This window comes from Micromonospora yongxingensis, from assembly GCF_052601155.1.
On sequence record NZ_JBQXEO010000009.1, the window covers coordinates 135,116 to 153,269 of the forward strand.

General features: G+C 72.5%; 19 protein-coding genes and 3 pseudogenes. 13 read left to right on the forward strand and 9 right to left on the reverse strand.

Going from position 1 to position 18,154, the window contains the following annotated elements; genetic code table 11:
• Complete coding sequence (rsrA, locus tag ACTWLT_RS13875) at positions 1 to 288, forward strand: mycothiol system anti-sigma-R factor (RefSeq protein WP_030336658.1); 288 nt, start codon at positions 1 to 3, stop codon at positions 286 to 288.
• Positions 289 to 407: 119 nt separating this feature from the next.
• On the opposite strand, the gene ACTWLT_RS13880 is transcribed toward rsrA, so the two are convergent.
• Positions 408 to 521, reverse strand: coding sequence for a 50S ribosomal protein bL37 (locus ACTWLT_RS13880; protein ID WP_374102192.1), 114 nt, complete (start codon positions 519 to 521; stop codon positions 408 to 410).
• A 183-nt stretch (positions 522 to 704) separates the two neighbouring features.
• Between ACTWLT_RS13880 and ACTWLT_RS13885 the strand changes: the two genes are divergently transcribed.
• Together ACTWLT_RS13885 and ACTWLT_RS13890 are read left to right on the forward strand one after the other, a co-directional pair.
• Positions 705 to 926 carry a biotin/lipoyl-binding carrier protein gene (locus ACTWLT_RS13885; protein WP_252419070.1) on the forward strand — a complete coding sequence of 74 codons (222 nt, stop codon included), beginning with the start codon at positions 705 to 707 and terminating at the stop codon, positions 924 to 926.
• Entirely contained in the window at positions 923 to 1,432 is a 510-nt protein-coding gene (locus ACTWLT_RS13890; RefSeq protein ID WP_445318786.1) for a GNAT family N-acetyltransferase, read from the forward strand. Before ACTWLT_RS13885 ends, ACTWLT_RS13890 begins: the two co-directional genes overlap by 4 nt.
• On the opposite strand, the pseudogene ACTWLT_RS13895 reads toward ACTWLT_RS13890, so the two are convergent.
• A pseudogene (locus ACTWLT_RS13895) lies at positions 1,420 to 2,056 on the reverse strand (TetR/AcrR family transcriptional regulator); the annotation flags it as partial. The gene ACTWLT_RS13890 and the pseudogene ACTWLT_RS13895 overlap by 13 nt on opposite strands.
• A gap of 112 nt (positions 2,057 to 2,168) precedes the next feature.
• Here ACTWLT_RS13895 and ACTWLT_RS13900 point away from each other — a divergent pair.
• Complete coding sequence (locus tag ACTWLT_RS13900; RefSeq protein ID WP_445318730.1) at positions 2,169 to 3,749, forward strand: MDR family MFS transporter; 1,581 nt, start codon at positions 2,169 to 2,171, stop codon at positions 3,747 to 3,749.
• 107 nt (positions 3,750 to 3,856) lie between these two features.
• On the opposite strand, the gene ACTWLT_RS13905 is transcribed toward ACTWLT_RS13900, so the two are convergent.
• Positions 3,857 to 5,698, reverse strand: a complete 1,842-nt coding sequence (locus ACTWLT_RS13905) for a tetratricopeptide repeat protein (RefSeq protein ID WP_445318787.1) — start codon at positions 5,696 to 5,698, stop codon at positions 3,857 to 3,859.
• A 190-nt stretch (positions 5,699 to 5,888) separates the two neighbouring features.
• On the opposite strand from ACTWLT_RS13905, the gene ACTWLT_RS13910 reads away from it, so the two are divergent.
• From ACTWLT_RS13910 to ACTWLT_RS13920, 3 genes and pseudogenes are all read left to right on the forward strand, one after another.
• The gene (locus tag ACTWLT_RS13910; protein ID WP_445318788.1) at positions 5,889 to 6,920 is read left to right on the forward strand and encodes an SIS domain-containing protein; all 1,032 of its coding nucleotides are present in this window, start codon (positions 5,889 to 5,891) and stop codon (positions 6,918 to 6,920) included.
• Between the two features lie 25 nt (positions 6,921 to 6,945).
• A pseudogene (locus ACTWLT_RS13915) lies at positions 6,946 to 8,215 on the forward strand (histidine kinase N-terminal domain-containing protein); the annotation flags it as partial.
• Positions 8,200 to 8,544 (forward strand): annotated as a pseudogene (locus ACTWLT_RS13920) (ATP-binding protein); the annotation flags it as partial. The pseudogenes ACTWLT_RS13915 and ACTWLT_RS13920, both read left to right, overlap by 16 nt.
• A gap of 145 nt (positions 8,545 to 8,689) precedes the next feature.
• Here ACTWLT_RS13920 and ACTWLT_RS13925 read toward each other — a convergent pair.
• Positions 8,690 to 10,222 (reverse strand): glycosyltransferase family 39 protein, encoded by a 1,533-nt coding sequence (locus tag ACTWLT_RS13925; RefSeq protein ID WP_445318731.1) that lies wholly within the window; start codon positions 10,220 to 10,222, stop codon positions 8,690 to 8,692.
• 334 nt (positions 10,223 to 10,556) lie between these two features.
• On the opposite strand from ACTWLT_RS13925, the gene ACTWLT_RS13930 reads away from it, so the two are divergent.
• Genes ACTWLT_RS13930 through ACTWLT_RS13945 form a run of 4 tightly spaced genes read left to right on the forward strand, consistent with a single transcriptional unit; the run spans position 10,557 to position 13,973 of the window.
• Complete coding sequence (locus ACTWLT_RS13930) at positions 10,557 to 12,269, forward strand: nitrite/sulfite reductase (protein ID WP_252419076.1); 1,713 nt, start codon at positions 10,557 to 10,559, stop codon at positions 12,267 to 12,269.
• On the forward strand, positions 12,266 to 12,427 hold the full coding sequence (locus tag ACTWLT_RS13935) for a hypothetical protein (RefSeq protein ID WP_167393614.1): 162 nt from the start codon (positions 12,266 to 12,268) through the stop codon (positions 12,425 to 12,427). Before ACTWLT_RS13930 ends, ACTWLT_RS13935 begins: the two co-directional genes overlap by 4 nt.
• Complete coding sequence (locus ACTWLT_RS13940; protein ID WP_445318732.1) at positions 12,424 to 13,185, forward strand: phosphoadenylyl-sulfate reductase; 762 nt, start codon at positions 12,424 to 12,426, stop codon at positions 13,183 to 13,185. Before ACTWLT_RS13935 ends, ACTWLT_RS13940 begins: the two co-directional genes overlap by 4 nt.
• Positions 13,167 to 13,973, forward strand: coding sequence for a sirohydrochlorin chelatase (locus ACTWLT_RS13945; protein ID WP_445318733.1), 807 nt, complete (start codon positions 13,167 to 13,169; stop codon positions 13,971 to 13,973). Before ACTWLT_RS13940 ends, ACTWLT_RS13945 begins: the two co-directional genes overlap by 19 nt.
• Before the next feature lie 157 nt (positions 13,974 to 14,130).
• On the opposite strand, the gene ACTWLT_RS13950 is transcribed toward ACTWLT_RS13945, so the two are convergent.
• Together ACTWLT_RS13950 and ACTWLT_RS13955 are read right to left on the reverse strand one after the other, a co-directional pair.
• Entirely contained in the window at positions 14,131 to 14,388 is a 258-nt protein-coding gene (locus ACTWLT_RS13950) for a WhiB family transcriptional regulator (protein WP_007072794.1), read from the reverse strand.
• Between the two features lie 449 nt (positions 14,389 to 14,837).
• Entirely contained in the window at positions 14,838 to 15,788 is a 951-nt protein-coding gene (locus tag ACTWLT_RS13955) for a diacylglycerol/lipid kinase family protein (RefSeq protein WP_445318734.1), read from the reverse strand.
• A 43-nt stretch (positions 15,789 to 15,831) separates the two neighbouring features.
• Between ACTWLT_RS13955 and ACTWLT_RS13960 the strand changes: the two genes are divergently transcribed.
• Complete coding sequence (locus tag ACTWLT_RS13960; RefSeq protein ID WP_445318735.1) at positions 15,832 to 16,221, forward strand: hypothetical protein; 390 nt, start codon at positions 15,832 to 15,834, stop codon at positions 16,219 to 16,221.
• Between the two features lie 37 nt (positions 16,222 to 16,258).
• Here the strand turns inward: ACTWLT_RS13960 and ACTWLT_RS13965 are convergent, their stop codons facing one another.
• Genes ACTWLT_RS13965 through sodN form a run of 3 tightly spaced genes read right to left on the reverse strand, consistent with a single transcriptional unit; the run spans position 16,259 to position 17,618 of the window.
• Entirely contained in the window at positions 16,259 to 16,663 is a 405-nt protein-coding gene (locus tag ACTWLT_RS13965) for an ATP-binding protein (protein WP_252419080.1), read from the reverse strand.
• Positions 16,664 to 16,695: 32 nt separating this feature from the next.
• A complete protein-coding gene (locus ACTWLT_RS13970; RefSeq protein WP_445318736.1) occupies positions 16,696 to 17,217 on the reverse strand; it encodes a GNAT family N-acetyltransferase in 522 nt (173 codons plus the stop codon).
• The gene (gene sodN, locus ACTWLT_RS13975) at positions 17,214 to 17,618 is read right to left on the reverse strand and encodes a superoxide dismutase, Ni (RefSeq protein WP_203149355.1); all 405 of its coding nucleotides are present in this window, start codon (positions 17,616 to 17,618) and stop codon (positions 17,214 to 17,216) included. Before sodN ends, ACTWLT_RS13970 begins: the two co-directional genes overlap by 4 nt.
• 84 nt (positions 17,619 to 17,702) lie before the next feature.
• On the opposite strand from sodN, the gene ACTWLT_RS13980 reads away from it, so the two are divergent.
• Complete coding sequence (locus ACTWLT_RS13980; RefSeq protein ID WP_445318737.1) at positions 17,703 to 18,053, forward strand: S24/S26 family peptidase; 351 nt, start codon at positions 17,703 to 17,705, stop codon at positions 18,051 to 18,053.
• Positions 18,054 to 18,154 lie beyond the last annotated feature (101 nt).

Here is an 18,154-nt window from a genome sequence, read left to right on the forward strand (position 1 = left end):
GTGAGCTGTGGGGAGCCGCACGAGACGGACTGCCGCGAGGTACTCGCGGAGGTCTACCTCTACCTGGATCTCGAGTGCGCCGACGAGCGGCGCTCGCTGATCCGGCACCACCTCGACGAGTGCGGGCCCTGCCTGCGCGAGTACGGCCTCGAGCAGGAGGTGCGGGCGCTGGTGGCTCGGTGCTGCGGCAACGAGACCGCGCCGGACGAGCTGCGCGAGCGGTTGCGGGTCAAGCTCACCGAGCTGGTGGTCTTCGAGACCAGCGATTCCCGCGAGTTGGCCGACTGACGTCGGCGTACCGAACGGACAAACCGGTGGCCCGGGTCGATGTCGACCCGGGCCACCGGTGTACCCGGCCTCGGCCGGGTTGGTCTGACCGGTGACGGGCCGTCGGCCCGTCGGCGCGTTCAGGAGTTGGGACGCTTGCCGTGGTTGGCGGCGTTCTTCTTCCGAGCCTTCTTCTTGCGGGACTTCTTCGCCATGCTGACCTCCTCGTGATGGGTCGGATCCGCCCTGCGCACGACCTCGCGCCGGTGCAGCTACCGGCGGTCCGGCGTCGGGTCCGACCCGCTGATGGTAGTGCGGCCGGCACCCGACACCTTCCCCCGGGGCGGCCGGGGCGCGCGGGGCGCACCGCTCCACGCCCACGGTCCGCCGCCACATGATTGGATACGTCGGCAGGCACATCGGGATGAGGGAGGGCCGTGGACATGGCCGAGGAGATCCGCGCCGAGATGGTGGCGAACGTCTGGAAGGTCGTGGCGACGGCCGGCGACACCGTGTCCGAGGGCGACACCCTGGTGATCCTCGAGTCGATGAAGATGGAGATCCCCGTTGTCGCCGAGTCCGACGGTGTGCTCAAGCAGCTCGCCGTCAACGAGGGTGACGTCGTGCAGGACGGCGACCTCATCGCGGTGATCGATTGACCGGCCTGCGGGTCCGGCGCGCCGAGCCGGCCGACTACCCGGCGGTGGCCCGGCTGACCGTTGCCGCGTACGAGGCGGACGGCCAGCTCAAGGGCGAGAACGGGTACGGCGCGGTGCTGGCCGACGTGTCGACCCGGGCCGCCAGTGGCGAGGTGCTGGTCGCGGTGGACGAGGCGACCGGTGCGGTGCTCGGCTCGGTCACCTTCGTGTTGCCGGGCACCCCGTTCGCCGAGCTGTCCGCCGCGGGTGAGGCGGAGTTCCGGATGCTCGCGGTCGACCCGGCCGCACAGGGCCGAGGTGTCGGCGCGGCGCTGGCCCAGGCGTGCGTCGACCGCGCGGCCGAGCTGGGCTGCACCGCCGTGGTGATCTGCGTCCGCGCGGGCATGGCCGCCTCGGCGCACCGGCTGTACGAGCGGCTCGGTTTCGTCCGGTCGCCGGAGCAGGACTGGTCGCCGGTGCCGGGCGTGGACCTGCTCGGCCTGCGGCGAGAGCTGCCCCGAGGCTGAGGCGGCGGTCGCGCCGGTCGATCAGCCGGCCGGGGTGGCCGGGGTCGCGTCCTCGTCGGGTTGCGCGCCGATGGCGGCCAGCAACTCGTCGGCCACCTCCAGGGCGATACGGCGGCGGTCGGCGTCGGTGATGTCCGGCGCCCGGACGGCGAACCAGCTGCTGTGCACCGCGAAGAGCGACAGCACGGCGCGTAGTTGGGCGGAGGGGGAGTCGTCACCCCGGCAGAGCGCGTTGGCGAGCTGCATCATCCGGCCGCGCATCTGCTGGCCGGAGGCGAGGCTCTTGAGCACGGTCTGGTTCTGCTCGAAGAAGCGCATCACCGACGGCTGGTCGCCGGCGAACATCGTGTCGGCGTACCGGGAGATCAGCGCGCGCCGCGTGGCCAGGGTCGCCGGCTGCGACTCGGCCCAGGCGGTCAGCGCGTCCATCCGCTCCAGCCGGTCCTCGACGAAGCTGGCGACGATGTCGTCCTTGCTCTTGAAGTGGTAGTAGAGCGCTGCCTTGGTGACGTTGAGGCGCTCGGCGATCTCCCGCAGCGAGGTCTTCTCGTACCCCTGCTCGGTGAAGAGCTCCAGTGCGACGGCCTTGATCCGTTCCCGAGTGCCGCCTGTGCTCTCCCTCACCCACGCCCCCTATTCGGCTTGACCGTCAGTTGGTACCCAACTTACCGTGCGGCTAGTAAGGTGACTAGCCGGGCGGCAAGTAAGTATGGCAATCCTCGGGGGGAGCTTACCCATGACTCAGGCAACCCAGGCCGGCGCGCGACCCAACGTACGGGTCGTGCTGTTCGGACTGATGATCGCGATGATGCTCGCGATGCTCGACAACATGATCGTCAGCACCGCGTTGCCGCGGATCGTCGGCGAGTTCGGCGGGCTCGACCACTTCACCTGGGTGGTCACCGCGTACGTCCTGGGCACCACCGTCTCCACCCCCATCTGGGGCAAGCTCGGTGATCTCTACGGTCGCAAGTCCGTCTTCCTGACCTCGGTCGGCATCTTCCTGCTCGGCTCCGCGCTCTGCGGCATGGCCGGCTCCGCGATGCTCGGTGGCCCGCAGGACGGCATGGTCCAGCTCATCGCCTTCCGGGCGGTGCAGGGCCTCGGCGCCGGCGGCCTGATGGTCGGCGTGATGGCGATCATCGGTGACCTCGTCCCGCCCCGTGAGCGGGGGCGGTACCAGGGCATGATCGCCGGCATCATGGCCATCGCCATGGTGGCCGGCCCGCTGGTCGGCGGCTTCATCACCGACCACCTCTCGTGGCGCTGGGCGTTCTACGTGAACCTGCCGCTGGGCGGCGTCGCGCTGCTGGTGCTGATCACCACCATGCACCTTCCCAAGTACCGCACCGAGCACCGGATCGACTGGCTCGGCGCCGGGCTGCTCTCGGTCGGCATCACCGCGATCGTGCTGATCACCACCTGGGGTGGCAACCAGTACGACTGGACCTCACCGCAGATCCTCGGCCTGGCCGTGCTGTCCCTGGTCGCGCTGGTGGCGTTCGGCCTGGTCGAACGCCGCGTCCCGGAGCCGATCCTCCCGCTGGCGCTCTTCGCCAACCGCAACTTCGCACTGATCTCGCTGATCGGCTTCCTGCTCGGCTTCGCGATGTTCGGCGCGATGAACTTCCTGCCGCTCTACCAGCAGACGGTGCAGGGGGCGTCGGCCACCAACAGCGGCCTGCTGCTGCTGCCGCTGATGTTCGGCATGCTGGTCGTGTCGCTGGTCATCGGGCGGGCGATCACGAAGACCGGCAGGTACCGGGCGTACCCGATCATCGGTGGTGTGGTGATGACCGCGGGCATGGCGCTGCTGACCATGCTCGACACCGACACCAGCAAGCTGCAGTCCTCGCTGTACATGGTCGTGCTGGGTGCCGGCATGGGCTTCCTCATGCAGACCTCCATGCTGATCGCGCAGAACAGCGTGGAGCAGAAGGACCTCGGCGCGGCCAGCGGCGCGGCCACCTTCTTCCGGTCGATCGGCGGCTCGTTCGGCATCTCGCTGTTCGGCGCGATCTTCGCCAGCCGACTGGCCGGGTCCAGCGCGGGCGGTGCCTTCGGTGGCGGCGAGGGCGGTGCCATGGACCTGGAGAAGCTCAAGGAACTGCCCGCCCAGGCGCGTGAGCTGGTGCTCGGCGGTCTCGCCGACGCGATCTCGCATGTCTTCTTCTGGGCGGTGCTGTTCACCATCGCGATCCCGGTGCTCGCCTGGTTCATCAAGGAGATCCCGCTGCGCACCGCGAACGAGGCGCCAGCGCAGGCCACCCCGGAGGAGGAGGCCGAGATCGCCCTCGGCAAGGCCCCGGTCGCCTGATCCCAAACCCGGCGTCGCGCTCCGCCACCCCCGCGATCTTGCAGTTCATGCCTCCGCAAAAGCCTTTTTTCCGACAAGTCGGCGACAGAAACTGCAAGATCGCGGGGTTAGGGGCGGGGGTGGCGGTGGGTGGTTAGGCGTTGCCAGAGGCGGCGGAGTGGATTGCGGGGGCGGGGGACCTGGGGTGACTGGTCCCCGAGGAGTTCGGTGGCGAGTGCCGCGGTGGCCGGGTCCAGCGCCGGTGCGGCCAGCGCCAGGTGGGCCAGTGAGGCGGCGATCGGGACCGGCCGGACCCGGGCCACCGCCGCCGCGTCCGCGAGCCGCTCGGCCACCACCCGGGCCACGTCCGGCCGTACCGCCGGGTCCACCCAGGCGGCGGTGACCAGGGCGAACAGCGCGGCCTCGGTGACCCAGTCCTCCACGCCCCAGACCAGGTCCAGCAGCACCTGACGTCGGGTCGAGCCGTCCCACGGCTCGTCGGTCCGGTGGTGCAGCAGCCCCAGGCAGGCCCACACCTGGACGCCGCGTACCCAGATCGACGGGTCGTGGGCGGCCAGCAACCGGCCCACCGCGTTGGCCGGCGCCGCCGGGGGGTGCACCAGCAGCCCGAGCAGGTCCGCCACCTCGAGACCGGCCAGGCCCACAGCGGCGTCGTAGGCCGCCGGTGGATGGGGCCAGGCCGGGTGGGCGACCTGCGCGATCCGTTCGACCGCCGCCGCCGACGGCGCCGGCAGCGCGGGCGTCGGGACGGTGTCCGCGTAGTGCCACAGCCGTTGGACGGACTTCCGTCGGGGCTCGCGCGGGTCCGGCTCCGGCACGCCGGCGACCTCGATCCGCAGCCCGGGCGCCACCGAGGTGGCCGTCCGCACAGCGCTCGGCGGGGCCGCAGCCGTGAGGCGTACCGCGCTGCCGAGCCCGTTGTCGTCGTCGACGACCGCCTGGCGCAGCGCGTCGACCAGCGGGCCGCCGGCCGGCGTCAGCTGGCCGAGCCAGGGCCGGCCCCGGCAGCACTGCGCCAGGTCACCGTGCTCGTGGCTGTCGTCCGGATGGTCACGGACGAAGTCGGCGAGCGCCACCAGGTGCGCCAGGTCGCCGTCACGCAGGTGCCGCAGGCGGTGCGCGGTGTGCACCGCGCAGTCGAACGACGGGTCGCGGGCCAGCGCCCGCTCGGTCCACTCCAGCGCCTCGTCGAGCCGGCCGGTCTCGGCCAGGGTGCCGGCGATGTCGGCGTAGACGGCCAGGTCGTCGGGGTCCAGCGCGACGGCCCGACCGAGCGCCGCGAGGGCCTCCCGGGTCCGGCCGGCGCTGCGGTACGCGTACCCGAGCCAGACCTCGCCCATCTTGGACGGCTCGGACCGTACCCCCCGGGCGGCCCAGCGGACCGCCAGCGTGACTTCGCCGAGCCGCCGGGCCAGCGCGGACGCCGCGCCCAGCAGCAGGCCGTGCTCGGGGCGGACGGTGATCGCGTTGCGGGCCAGCGTGAGGTACGGCGCCAGCGCGCCCCGGCCGGCCCGCGGCACCGGGTCGGGCAGCGCGGCGCACACCTGCATGAGGACGCGGGCGATGTGCTCCGGGTCCAGCCGTTCGGCCAGCTCGGGCGCGGTCACCCACGGCACGCCGGCCCACTGCGTGCCGGGGGCGTAGCCGGTCGCCGCGGCCAGCAGCTCCAGCCCTTCGGCGGGGCGGCCGACGGCGGCCAGCAGGTGCGCCCGGGCCACGACGGCGCCGACGAAGGTGTGGTGGTTGATCGGGAAGAGGTCGAGCCCGCCGCCGCCGACCGCGGCCAGCCGGGCCAGCGTCTCGTGCACCTCCGGCAGTGTCGGCGCCCGGGCCAGCGCGCCGGCGAGGTGGCCGGCGGCGTGGTGGAGGTCGCCCTCGTCCAGTGCCAGCCGGGCCAGGGCCAGCTCCTCCGTCGCGGAGAGCGCGGGGTCGTCCCTTCCGTCGGGCACGTCGTCCTCTCGTCGCAGCGACACCGGGTGAAGCGGGGGCAAGTCTAGTTGATATTGAGATTAGTCGGTGATCAACTGCGCACTGCTGCTCGTTCGATTGCTCAGAGCCGACCAAAGGTGCAAGACTGAGCAGGAAACGCGCGGCAACCGCGCAAAGGGAGGAGTGTTCGTGACACGTGCAGGGGCCGGAATGGCCGCCGACATCGACGAGCAGCCGGCCGGCTACGCCCGCCTGCTCTCCACGGTCAACGCCGGCGAGATCGCCCGGGTGGCGGCGGCCGTCGCCGAGCGCCGGCCGCGGCACGTGGTCTTCACGGCACGGGGCACCTCCGACCATGCTGCCCTCTACGGGGCGTACCTGACCGAGATCCGGCTCGGCCTGCCCGCCGGGCTCGCCTCGCCCAGCGCGGTCACCCTGTTCGGTGCCCGCCCTGACCTGTCCGACGCGCTGGTCGTCGGTGTCAGCCAGAGCGGCGGCTCGCCCGACCTGGCCGAGGTGCTAGGCGCCGCGCGGGCCTCCGGCGCGCTGACCCTCGCCGTGACCAACGACCCGGCCTCCCCACTGGCCGAGGTGGCCGAGCTGAGCGTCGACATCGCCGCCGGTCACGAGCGGGCGGTGGCCGCCACCAAGACGTACACGGCCGAGCTGCTCGCCCTGCTGATGCTCGTCGAGGGGATTCGGGCCGGCGACGGGGTGCTCCCGGCGGCCGAGCGGGAGGCGCTGGCCGCGCTGCCCGACCTCGCCGCCAGCACCCTGGCCGACGACACCCCGGCCCGGCTCGCGCCGCGCTACCGGTTCGCCCGCCAACTGGTCACGACCGGGCGCGGGTACGCCTACCCGACCGCCCGGGAGGCCGCCCTGAAACTGATGGAGACCTCGTACCTGCCGGCGCTCGCCTTCTCCGGCGCCGACCTGCTGCACGGTCCACTCGCGATGACCGACCCCGAGGTCCCGGTGCTCGCCGTGGTCGGGTCCGGCCCGGGCGGCCGGTCGATGGGCGAGGTGCTGCCCCGCCTCGGCGAACGCCGCGCCGACGTCGTGGTGGTCGGCTCCGCCGACGTGCCCGGTGCCACCCGGCTCGCCGTCCCCGAGGTCGACGAGCGGTACGCCCCGCTGCTGGACATCCTGCCGTTGCAGCGCCTGGCGCTCGCGCTGGCGCTGACCAGGGGCGAGGACCCGGACGCACCGCGCGGGTTGAAGAAGGTCACCGCGACGATGTGAGACGTGGCGTGGCACCCTGGTCACCGTGTCCACGCTGCGCGACCTCGCCGAGGAGCACACCCATCTCCGTCCGGCCGACATCGACCACCTGCACCGGATCGCCGGCGACTGGCAACTGCTCTCCGACCTGTCCTTCGCCGACCTGCTGCTCTGGGTGCCGGTCGACGCCGAGGGCACGTTCCTCTGCGTCGCCCAGGTCCGCCCGACGACCGCGCCCACCGCGTACCAGGACGACCAGGTGGGACGGATCGTCGGCGGGCCGGAGGTGGCCCACCTCGGTGTGGCGTACTCCCAGGGCCGGATCTGGCGGGAGGGCGACCCGGTCTGGTACGGCGACGTGCCGGCCCGGCACGAGGCGATCCCGGTCCGGCTGCGGACCGCCGAGGGGGAGGCCGGCGAGGTGGTCGCCGTGGTCGGCCGGGACACCAACCTCTCCACCGCGCGTACCCCCAGCCAGCTGGAGCTCAACTATCTGACCACGGCCGACGACCTGGCGCAGATGATCGCGGACGGCACCTTTCCGCCGCCCCGGCACCCGGGCGAGACCACGTCGGCGCCCCGGGTGGGTGACGGCCTGGTCCGGCTCGACGCGGGCGGCAAGGTCACCTACGCCAGCCCGAACGCGCAGTCCGCGTACCGCCGGTTGGGCTACGCCTCCCACCTGGTGGGGGAGGACCTGGCCGCGCTGCACCGCCGGTTGGCCGGCGACCCGCTGGACGGCACGGAGGCGGCGAACGGCATCCTGGCCGCGCTGCGTGGCGAGGCGCCGCCCCGGCGGGAGATCGACGCGCGCGGTGCCACGATGCTCACCCGGGCGCTGCCGCTGATGCCCGCCGGGGTGCCGATCGGCGCGCTGGTGCTGGTCCGGGACATCACCGAGGTCCGTCGGCGGGACCGGGCACTGATCACCAAGGACGCCACCATCCGGGAGATCCACCACCGGGTGAAGAACAACCTCCAGACGGTGGCCGCGCTGCTGCGGTTGCAGGCCCGCCGGGTGTCCATGCCGGAGGCCCGGGTCGCTCTGGAGGAGTCGGTCCGCCGGGTCGCCTCGATCGCCCTGGTGCACGAGACGCTCTCCATGTCCAGCGACGAGGCGGTCGAGTTCGACGGCATCGTCGACCGGGTGGCGAGCGCGGCGACCGAGGTCGCGGCGACCGAGGTGAGCGTCGGCATGCGCCGGCGGGGCAGCTTCGGCGTGCTGCCGGCGGAGATCGCCACCTCGCTGGTGATGGTCCTCAACGAGCTGCTGCTCAACGCCGTCGAGCACGGTTTCCCGCCAGCGGACGAGGCGGACGAGGTGGGCGTCCCGGCCACGCCCGCCGCCCCGTCCATGGTGCCCGCCGTTCCCGAGACCGATCCGTCGGCTCGGCCCGAGGTGGTGGTCTCGGCGCACCGGTTCCGCAAGATGCTGCACGTCTCGGTGGCGGACAACGGACGCGGGCTGCCGCCCGACTTCGACGCCGAGAGCGGCAGTCGGCTCGGCCTCCAGATCGTCCGGGCCCTGATCACCGGGGAGCTGCGCGGCACCATCGAGCTGCGTGCCGGTGCCAACGGCGGCACCGAGGCGGTGCTGGTCATCCCGCTGGCGCGCAGCGCGCCCGACGGGCGCTCGCAGCCCTGACGCTCGGGGGTCCGGTCGTTCCGGGCGGGCCGCGTCCGGGAAGCAGTGCGCCGGTGACCCTGATACCTGTGAGTCATCTTTATGCCTCAGGGGTATCGCGCTCGTCGATGTGTGCCTGGCTCTGCCGGCCAGAGCCATGGTCGGGTCAGCGGCCGGGGCTGCTGGTCAGCAGGGCGACGGTCAGGCCGGAGAGCTGCCAGACCCGTGCGACGCCGAAGCCCGCCCGCAGCGCCTCGCCCTTGGCGCCGGCCACCGTGGCCACCGGGTCGGCGTGCCGCCCGGCGACCACCAACCAGACCCGTGGCGTGCCGGCGAGGCACTGCGCCGGGCGCTGGCACTCCGCCGCCCACAGATCGCCCCGACGGACCTCGTCCTCGGTGACCAGCACGTCCCGCGGCTGGTCGGCGAGGTGGTACCCGACGCCCAGATCGAGGAAGAGCCAGCTGTTCCTGGGCGAGTAGACCACCGCGTCCCCGGGCTGTTGCCCGTCGGCGATCACCCGGGCGGCACCCGCGTAGTCCACCGGCGCGCTGCGCGGCCACTCGTGGGTCCGCCGCAGCGCCTCCTGGTCGGGCAGGCCGAGCAGCCCGGCGAGCACCACCGCGGCCAGCGCGGCCGGCGTGCTCACCCCGGCCAGTGCCGCACCGGCCAGCAGGCAGGCGAAGGGCACGACGAAGACCAGGTACCGGGGCACCCACAGCGGCACGACCGTCCCGGCGGCGAAGAGCAGCAGGACGGGCAGCAGCACCGCGCCCACCGGCAGCAGGGCCCGTCGGCCGAGGCGAGCCGCACCCAGCGCGGCGAGCCCGACCACCAGCCCGCCCACCACGGAACTCTGGGCCACCCCACCGGGCAGCGCGCTCAGGTCGTCCAGGCGGGCCGAGGCGACCCAGTCCAACTGTCGTGAACGCTGTGTGGCGGCCCGCAGCAGCAGCGGGCTCACCAGCAGCGCCGCCGGCACCAGCGCGACCAGCCACCGCCACACCCGCCGATCCACCGCACCGGTCCCGTCCGAGCCGGCCTTCTCCGGTCCGGCGGGCGATGCGGCCACCCCGGCCGCCGGGGCGCCCCGCCACCAGGCGAACAGCACGACCAGCGCGTGCGCGGCGAGCAGGGTGAGCGCGATCAGATGCGTGAGCCCGAGCGCGGCCACGGCTGCCGCGTACCCGGCCCATCGGGGCCAGCTCGGTCGGCGCAGCGCCGCCACCAGCAGCAGGGTGGCGAGCACCGCGAACATGCTGGCCAGGGCGTACGGGCGGGCCTCCTGCCCGTACCGGGAGGTGCCCGGGAGCAGCGCGAAGAGCAGCCCGGCGAACAGGCCGGTACGCCCGTCGGCGAGCCGCGCGCCGAGCACGGCGAGCAGGCCGGCGGCGACGGCCATGGCCAGCGCCGCCGGCGCGCGCAGCGCCACCGTGGAGTCGCCGACGATTGCCAGCCAGCCGTGCATCAGCAGGTAGTACGGGCCGGTGGCGGCGTCGATGGTGCCGGCCAACCGGGCCAGGTCGCCCGGTGACCGCGTGGCCGCGCTCCACGTCGCCAACTCGTCACGCCAGAGCTGGGCGGAGCCCAGGCCGGTGCCGGTGACCACCAGGGTCAGCAGCGCCGGGGGAAGCCAGACCGGGACGCGGTGCAGGCGGCTCGGCGCCACCGAGGTCGACCTTTCGGACAATATGCCCACGATGCGAGCCTGCCACGGTCGTCGCGTGAGCTGGCCACGTATCCCGGCCCGTGATGTGGGATCCGGCACGCGGACATTGGCCGGCCCTCATCCGGTGTGGCAGCATGAGCCCATGACCGCCGCTGTCGTCCGCCGCTTCGTGGCTCGTCGCCACGTTGATTACGGCCGCGTGCGCAGCGCGATCTGTCCGGCCAACTGACGACGCCCGACCCATCTGTCTCGGGCGCGCTCCGCGCCGGCTGTCTCCGACACCGTTGTCCCGCCCGTTCTGCACGGGCCGGCCGCCGCGCCCCGCGCACCGCCCGAGGCACAGCAGACAACGGAGGACGCCGCGATGGCGGTCAGCAGCATCCCGGCCCGTTCCGAGGACCCGACGACCCGCCCGACCCGGGCGCCGCGCCGGCCGCGGGGTGAGGGTCAGTGGGCGCTCGGCCACCGCGAGCCGCTCAACCCCAACGAGCGGATCAAGAAGGACGACGATCCGCTGAACGTCCGGGCCCGGATCGAGAACATCTACGCCCACCGCGGCTTCGCCTCCATCGACCCGCAGGACCTGCGAGGCCGGTTCCGCTGGTGGGGTCTCTACACCCAGCGCAAGGCGGGCATCGACGGCGGGCGCACCGCCGTGCTGGAGCCGCACGAGCTGGAGGACGAGTTCTTCATGCTCCGGGTCCGCATCGACGGCGGTCAGCTCAGCCTGGCCCAGTTGCGCGTGATCGCGGACATCTCCCGGGAGTTCGCCCGGGACACCGCCGACATCACCGACCGGCAGAACATCCAGTACCACTGGATCCGGGTCGAGGACATGCCGGAGATCTGGCGCCGGCTGGAGTCGGTCGGCCTGCAGACCACCGAGGCGTGCGGCGACTGCCCCCGGATCGTGCTGGGCAGCCCGGTCGCCGGGGTGGCCCGGGACGAGCTGCTCGACCCGACCCCGGCAATCGACGAGATCGTGGCCCGGTACGTCGGCGACAAGCAGTTCTCCAACCTGCCCCGCAAGTTCAAGACGTCGATCTCCTGGCTGGTGGACACCCCGTACGAGTCGAACGACATCGCCCTGCTCGGCGTCGACCACCCCGAGCACGGCCCCGGCTTCGACCTCTGGGTCGGTGGCGGTCTGTCCACCAACCCGATGCTGGCCCAGCGACTCGGGGCCTGGGTGCCGCTGGCCGAGATCCCTGACGTGTGGGCCGGCGTGGTCGGGATCTTCCGCGACTACGGCTACCGGCGGCTGCGTAACCGGGCCCGGCTGAAGTTCCTGGTGGCCGACTGGGGCGTGGAGCGTTTCCGTGAGGTCCTGGAGAAGGAGTACCTCGGCCGGACGCTGCTCGACGGCCCGGCTCCGGAGCTGCCGGCGAAGCCGATCGACCACGTGGGCGTGCACGAGCAGGCCGACGGGCGGCACTACGTGGGCGCCGCCCCGGTGGTCGGGCGGGTGTCCGGCGGGCAGCTCGCCCAGCTGGCCGACGTGGTCGAGGCGCATGGCAGCGACCGCGTGCGGCTCACCCCGTACCAGAAGCTGCTGGTGCTCGACGTGCCGTCGGAGCGGACGGAGTCGCTGGTCGACGCGCTGCGCGGGATCGGCCTGGAGGCCCGGCCGTCGGCCTGGCGGCGCGGCACCATGGCGTGCACCGGCATCGAGTACTGCAAGCTGGCCATCGTCGAGACGAAAGCCCGCGGCGAGGAGCTGGTGGCCCGACTGGAGCAGCGGCTGCGCGACTTCGACGCGGACATCTCGATCCACATCAACGGTTGCCCGAACGCCTGCGCCCGCACCCAGGTCGCCGACATCGGGCTCAAGGGCCAACTGGTGGTCGGCCCCGACGGCCGGCAGGTCGAGGGCTTCCAGGTGCACCTGGGTGGCGGGCTGGGCATGGCGCAGGGCCAGACCGCCGGCTTCGGGCGCAAGCTGCGCGGCCTGAAGACCACCGCCGACGAGCTTCCGGAGTACGTGGAACGACTGGCCCGCCGCTACCTGGCCGGCCGGAGCGAGGGCGAGACGTTCGCCAACTGGGTGATCAGAGTCGACGAGGAGGAACTGCGATGAGCAGCGAGAACCGAGCGGCACCTCTGTACTGCCCCTACTGCGGCGAGGAGGACCTGCGGCCACACGAGGCGGGTCACGGCGCGTGGGAGTGCCACGCCTGCACCCGGGTCTTCTCGGTGAAGTTCACCGGGCTGCTCTCGCGGGCGGTGACCCGATGAGCCTCATCTCCGCCGCCGGCCTGGGCCTGGTCGGTCCGGGCGGTCCGACGCCGGCCGACCCGACCCGGCGCAGCCCGGAGGAGCTGCGGGCGCTGGCCGAGCAGGCTGGTCGGGACCTTGAGGGCGCCCCGGCGCTGGAGATCGCCCGCTGGGCGGCCGAGACCTTTGGTGACCGGTTCTGTGTCACCAGCTCGATGGCCGACGCCGTGCTGGCGCACCTGGTGTCCCGGGTGGCTCCGGGTGTGGACGTGGTCTTCCTCGACACCGGCCTGCACTTCCCCGAGACGCTACGGGTGCGCGACGAGGTCGCCCGGACGCTGCCGGTGAACGTCCGGTCGATCCGGCCCCGGCTCACCGTCGGCCAGCAGGACGGCCAGTACGGCCCCCGGCTGTTCAACAAGTCGCCGGACGACTGCTGCCAGCTGCGCAAGGTGGAGCCGTTGGAGCGGGCACTGACCGGCTACGACGCCTGGGCCGCGGGCCTGCGACGGGACGAGTCGCCGACCCGGGCCAACACGCCGGTGGTGACCTTCGACCCGCGACGCGGCAAGGTCAAGGTCAACCCGATCGCGGCCTGGTCGCAGGGCGACGTGGACGCCTACATCGCCCGCTGGAACGTGCCGGTCAACGAACTGTTCAAGCAGGGTTACGGCTCGATCGGCTGCTGGCCGTGCACCCGTCGGACCAAGGCCGGCGAGGATCCGCGGGCCGGCCGGTGGGCCATGTTCGAGAAGACCGAGTGCGGACTGCACGTCTGACCCCCGGGACCCCGACCCCGACCGGCGTTGCCGGCGGGGCGGATCCGGTGGTGCTGGTCGCCCACGGCAGCCGTGATCCGCGGGCGGCCGAGGCGACGCGGGCACTCGCCCGGGCCGTGTCGGCGGCCCGGCCCGGCACCCCGGTGTGGGCGAGCTGGCTGGACCACACCGAACCGGGTCCGACCCAGGTGCTGCGCGAGCTGGCCGTGGCCGGCCACCGCAGCGCGGTGCTGGTGCCGCTGCTGCTGACCGCCGCGTACCACCATCGGGTGGACATCCCGGCGGCCGTCGCCGCCGCGACGCAGGCCGGGCCTCCGCTGGCGGTACGGGTGACCGACGTCCTCGGCCCGGCCGACGGGAGGGTGGACCCGGCGCTGCTGGCGGGGCTGCGGCGTCGGCTCGGTGAGTCGCGGCCGGGCCGGTTCGACGCGCTGGTGCTGGCGGCGGCGGGCACCCGGGACGCGCGGGCCCGCGGCTCGGTGGGCCGGGTGGCGGATGCGCTGGGCGCGGAGTTCGGGGTGCCCTGCCGGGTGTCGTACGCCTCTGCGGCCCCGCCGTCGACCGGTGCCGCCGTGTCCCTGCTGCGGGCGGCGGGCGCTCGCCGGGTGGCGGTGGCCGGGTATTTCCTGGCGCCGGGCCTGTTTCACGACGCGGTGACCGAGGAGGCCAGAGCGGCCGGCGCGGTGGCGGTGGCCGCCCCGTTGAACGACGCTCCGGAGCTGGTCGAGGTGGTGCTGCGCCGGGTCGACGACCGGTCCGGCCGCTGCGCCCTCGCACCAGCGGTGTGACCGAGGTCGCCGACGGCGAACGCGCAAAGTGGGCGGCAGCGGGTATCCGTGGTCGGTGGAGGGGATCTGGTGGGACCGCGGGGACGAGCGGTGCGGCCCTGGACAGCAGAACGCCCCGGCGGGCGAACCCGCCGGGGCGTTGCAGCTGTGTGTGGGATCAGGCGGAGTGAGCGCGCAGCACCCGGAGGCCGCCGCGCCGCTTGACAGCGCGCCGCTCCTCCTCGCTCATCCCGCCCCAGACGCCGGCGTCCTGACCCGACTCAAGTGCCCACTGCAGGCACTGGTCGGTCACGGAGCAGCGCCTGCAGACGGCCTTGGCCTGCTCGACCTGCAGGAGAGCCGGTCCGGACGTCCCGATCGGGAAGAACAGCTCCGGGTCCTCGTCGCGGCAGACAGCATGGTGACGCCAGTCCATGGCGGCAACACTCCTCATTCTGGATGGGTGGCAATTATTGCTTGGTCGTGCTTTTCCTATATGCATCCGCAGTGCCGGTGGTGACAGTTAGCGTCTGTCCATTCGGCAGTGCGTGAGCAGGCAGTTAGCCCCGTGGACCTGCTGGAACAGCTCAACCTGACGAGCATATCCAGGCAATGTCCCGGCAACTCAAGTTCGCTTGTGAATACTTTCACGAACGCTCGCGATGTCAAGGGTGACGCTCGGAAAAACTCCGGGCGGTGAGCAAGCCCACAACCCATTTGTCCGGGTTCCAGTGCCTTCCTGGTTACCCGCCGTGCCACAGTCGAGGATCAATATAGTACAGTCCGCGTGACATTGCTGACATTTCCGGCACCTGCCCCTCGGTGTGGCGGCGACCGCGCCGATACGGTGTGGCGGCCGCGTCGACCTAGGGCAGTACCCGAGACCTAGCAGATTACTCTCAGTGCGGCGGGAACGGATGTGAATCTGACTTTCTCCCGCTCGCCAAGGTAGTCGCCGTCGAGCTGGAACGCCTGCGGTCGACTGGAGAGCAGCGTGAACTCCGCTGTGTCATGGAGTCGTAACACCTGCCGCCCCCGGGGATCCGGTCGCCGGGAGAAGAACTGGCTCACTGTCCGTGTGGTGCTGGCCACCCGGAGCTGACGCAGCGCCAGCACATCCAGCCCGAGATCGAACGACGCCTCCGGGTTCGGGTTGATCTCCCGGTCGCCCAGGTACGTCCACGGCGCGGTGTTCTGGATGATGACGGTGGCCAGCTCGCCCTCGGCCGTCTCGCCCGGTCGTTCCAGGACGATCGCCGGGTGCCGCCGGTCGGAGGCGAGGAAGTACTGGTTCATGATCGAGCGCAGGTAGAGCGCCGGGGTGGAGACCCGCCCCCGACGGCGAGCCTGCTCCACCCGGTGGATCACCGCGGCGTCCAGGCCGAACCCGGCGCAGAACGTGAAGTAACGGTCGTCCGCGCGACCCAGCCCCACCGTCCGGTGCCGACCCAGGCGCAGCCCTTCCAGGATCATGCTGGTTGCCTCGGGCCACTCCCGGGGCAGGCCCACGGCGCGGGCGAAGACGTTGGTCGAGCCGCCCGGAACGGTCGCCAGCGCGGGCAGCCGCTCGGCCGACGTGGCGCCCTCGGCACCCGGTGGGGGCTCGGCCGTCATCAGGCCGTTCACCACCTCGTTGACGGTGCCGTCACCACCCAGGGTGACGACGAGGTCGACCCCCTCCGCGGCGGCCTCCCGGGCCAGCGCCATGGCGTGCCCGCGTCGGCGGGTGTAGCGCACACTGAGGTCGACTTCGCTGCGCAGCGCCCGGACAAGCACGTCCCGGCTGCGTTCGCTGGTGGTGGTGGCCTTCGGATTGACCACCAGGACGGCCCGCATGGGCGGCACTGTACCTCCCGGTAGCCCAGGTATCGTGTCGCGCGTGACCATCGACTCGGACCCGATTCCCGTCACGCTCCGCTGGGCGGTCCGGCTGCTGTGGGCGGAGGCGGTCGCCGTCGGGCTGATCGCCGCCTGGCTGGTATGGGCCGATTTCACCGCCACCACCGCCGATCTCCCGTCGGCGTTGCTGGTGACCGCGCTCGCCGTCGGAGCGGCGGTCGCGCTCTGGGCGCTGGGCCGCGCGCTGCTGCGCCGCCGAGCCGGCGCGCGCGCTCCCGCGATCGTGCTTCAGCTGATGCTGCTGCCGATCGGGTGGTTCATGATTCAGGCCGGGCTGGGCTGGCTGGGCGTGCCGCTGATGGCGCTCGGCCTGGGCGTCGGTTGGCTGCTGGTGAGCCCCCCGACGACGCGGGCTCTCGGCTTCGAGTGACCGCGCCGGGCAGGTGACGGCGCGGCGGGCCGGGCAACTACCCGCCGGAGCGGCGGGTGAGCAACGAGATGGTGGCCCGGCCGTCGGCGGCCGTGGCGGACGCCGACGTGGTCAGCGCGGTGAGCACCTTCCAGGCGAAGGACGACTCGGAGGGCAGCGTGGCGCCGCGCACGGTCGGCACGGTGACCTCGACGGTCAGCGCGTCCTCGGTGACCGCGAAGCGGCACTCCAGCTCGGCGTCGCGGGTGGCGATGGCGAGCAGCATGGCGCACGCCTCGTCAACCGCGATGCGCAGATCCTCGATCTCGTCGAGCGCGAACTGCAACCGGGCCGCGAGACCGGCGGTGGCGGTACGGAGCACGCCGAGGTAACCGCCGTCGGCGGGCACCGTGAGGTGCACCACGTCGTCGTCGGTCGCTGGCTGGCCGGTCAGTTGAGTCACGCCTCATCCCCCCGGTCGGGGACTCTACCCGGTCAGCCGTTCGGACGCGTGCCGGCGGCCGCCGCCTGACCGGCCAGGTCGCGCAGTGCGTCGCCGCTGAGCCGGTAGGAGACCCACTCGCTCATCTGCTCGGCACCGATCGAGGCGTAGAACCCGGCCGCCGGGTTCCAGGCGAGCATCGACCACTCCAGCCGTCGGTAGCCGCGGCGTACGCAGATGTCGGCCAGGGTGGCGAGCAGCAACCGGCCCGCCCCGGTGCCCCGGGCGGTCGGACGAACGTAGAGGTCCTCCAGGTAGATGCCGTGCACCCCGGCCCACGTGGAGAAGTTGAGGAACCACAGCGCGAAGCCGACCGGTTGGTCGTGCGCGTCGACCGCGACGTGCCCGTAGAGCGCCGGCGCGGGGCTGAACAGGGCCGAGGTCAGCTGCTCGGTGGTGAGGTGGCACTGGTCGGGGGCGCGTTCGTACTCCGCCAGCTCGTGCACCATGGCGACGACGGCCGGCACATCCTCGGGACGTGCCGGCCGGATCGTCGGAATGACCGGGGAGGTCACGCCTTCTTGGTCTCCCAGAAGATCTTCGAGATCTCGTCGATCTTCCCGAGCAGCTTGTCGGCGGTGGCCGGGTCGAGGCTGCCCTTGACGCCACCGGCGCCGGCGAGCTTGGTGGCCTCGTTGAACAGCTGGTGCAGCTGCGGGTACTTCTCGAAGTGCGTGGCCTTGAAGTAGTCGGTCCAGAGCACCCAGAGGTGGTGCTTGACCAGCTCGGCGCGCTGCTCCTTGATGATGATCGCCCGGGTGCGGAACTCCGGGTCGGTGTTCGCCTGGTACTTCTCGCAGATCATTTTGACCGACTCGGCCTCGATCCGGGCCTGGGCCGGGTCGTAGACGCCGCACGGCAGGTCGCAGTGAGCGCTCGCGGTGACGCGGGGCGCAAGGATGCGCGGAAGTCGCATCGGGATCCTCCATGGGAAGTTTGCGATGATCAAAGGCGACATTACTCCTGGGAATGCTCCCCGAACCGGGTGGAGGTGAAACCAGTGCGGGCCGATCACCCGGCGGAGGCGCCGCGGCTGCGGCGACCGCTGACGGCCGTCCTGATCACCGGCCCGTCCATGGCGCCCACGCTGCGGCACGGCGACGCGGTGCTGGTCCGTCCCGGCGGCCGTCCGATCCGCTCCGGTGACGTGGTGGTCGCGGTGTTCCGGACCCGTCCGGACCTGCTGGTGGTGAAGCGGGCGGTCCGACCGCAGGACGGCGGTTGGTGGCTGCGCGGGGACAACGACCTGATCACCGACGACTCCCGGGCGTACGGCGTCGCCGACGTGCGGGGAAGGGTGGTGGCCCGCTACTGGCCGCGCCCCGGACGGGTCTCCCGTCGACCGTTATGACCCTGCTCACATCCGAGGGGCGGTGTCGACACTATGCTCGGAAAGTGCCCGGGTGACCCCCCGCACCGCGTGCCACCGCTCGCCGCCAACCTCGCGGCCGG

Excerpts from the sequence above, each read along its gene's own strand:
- ACTWLT_RS13900 (WP_445318730.1), top strand. The coding sequence starts at position 2,169 with ATGACTCAGGCAACCCAGGCCGGCGCGCGACCCAACGTACGGGTCGTG.
- ACTWLT_RS13910 (WP_445318788.1), top strand. The coding sequence starts at position 5,889 with ATGGCCGCCGACATCGACGAGCAGCCGGCCGGCTACGCCCGCCTGCTC.
- ACTWLT_RS13930 (WP_252419076.1), top strand. The coding sequence starts at position 10,557 with ATGGCGGTCAGCAGCATCCCGGCCCGTTCCGAGGACCCGACGACCCGC.
- ACTWLT_RS13935 (WP_167393614.1), top strand. The coding sequence starts at position 12,266 with ATGAGCAGCGAGAACCGAGCGGCACCTCTGTACTGCCCCTACTGCGGC.
- ACTWLT_RS13940 (WP_445318732.1), top strand. The coding sequence starts at position 12,424 with ATGAGCCTCATCTCCGCCGCCGGCCTGGGCCTGGTCGGTCCGGGCGGT.
- ACTWLT_RS13950 (WP_007072794.1), bottom strand. The coding sequence starts at position 14,388 with ATGGACTGGCGTCACCATGCTGTCTGCCGCGACGAGGACCCGGAGCTG.
- ACTWLT_RS13955 (WP_445318734.1), bottom strand. The coding sequence starts at position 15,788 with ATGCGGGCCGTCCTGGTGGTCAATCCGAAGGCCACCACCACCAGCGAA.
- sodN (WP_203149355.1), bottom strand. The coding sequence starts at position 17,618 with ATGCGACTTCCGCGCATCCTTGCGCCCCGCGTCACCGCGAGCGCTCAC.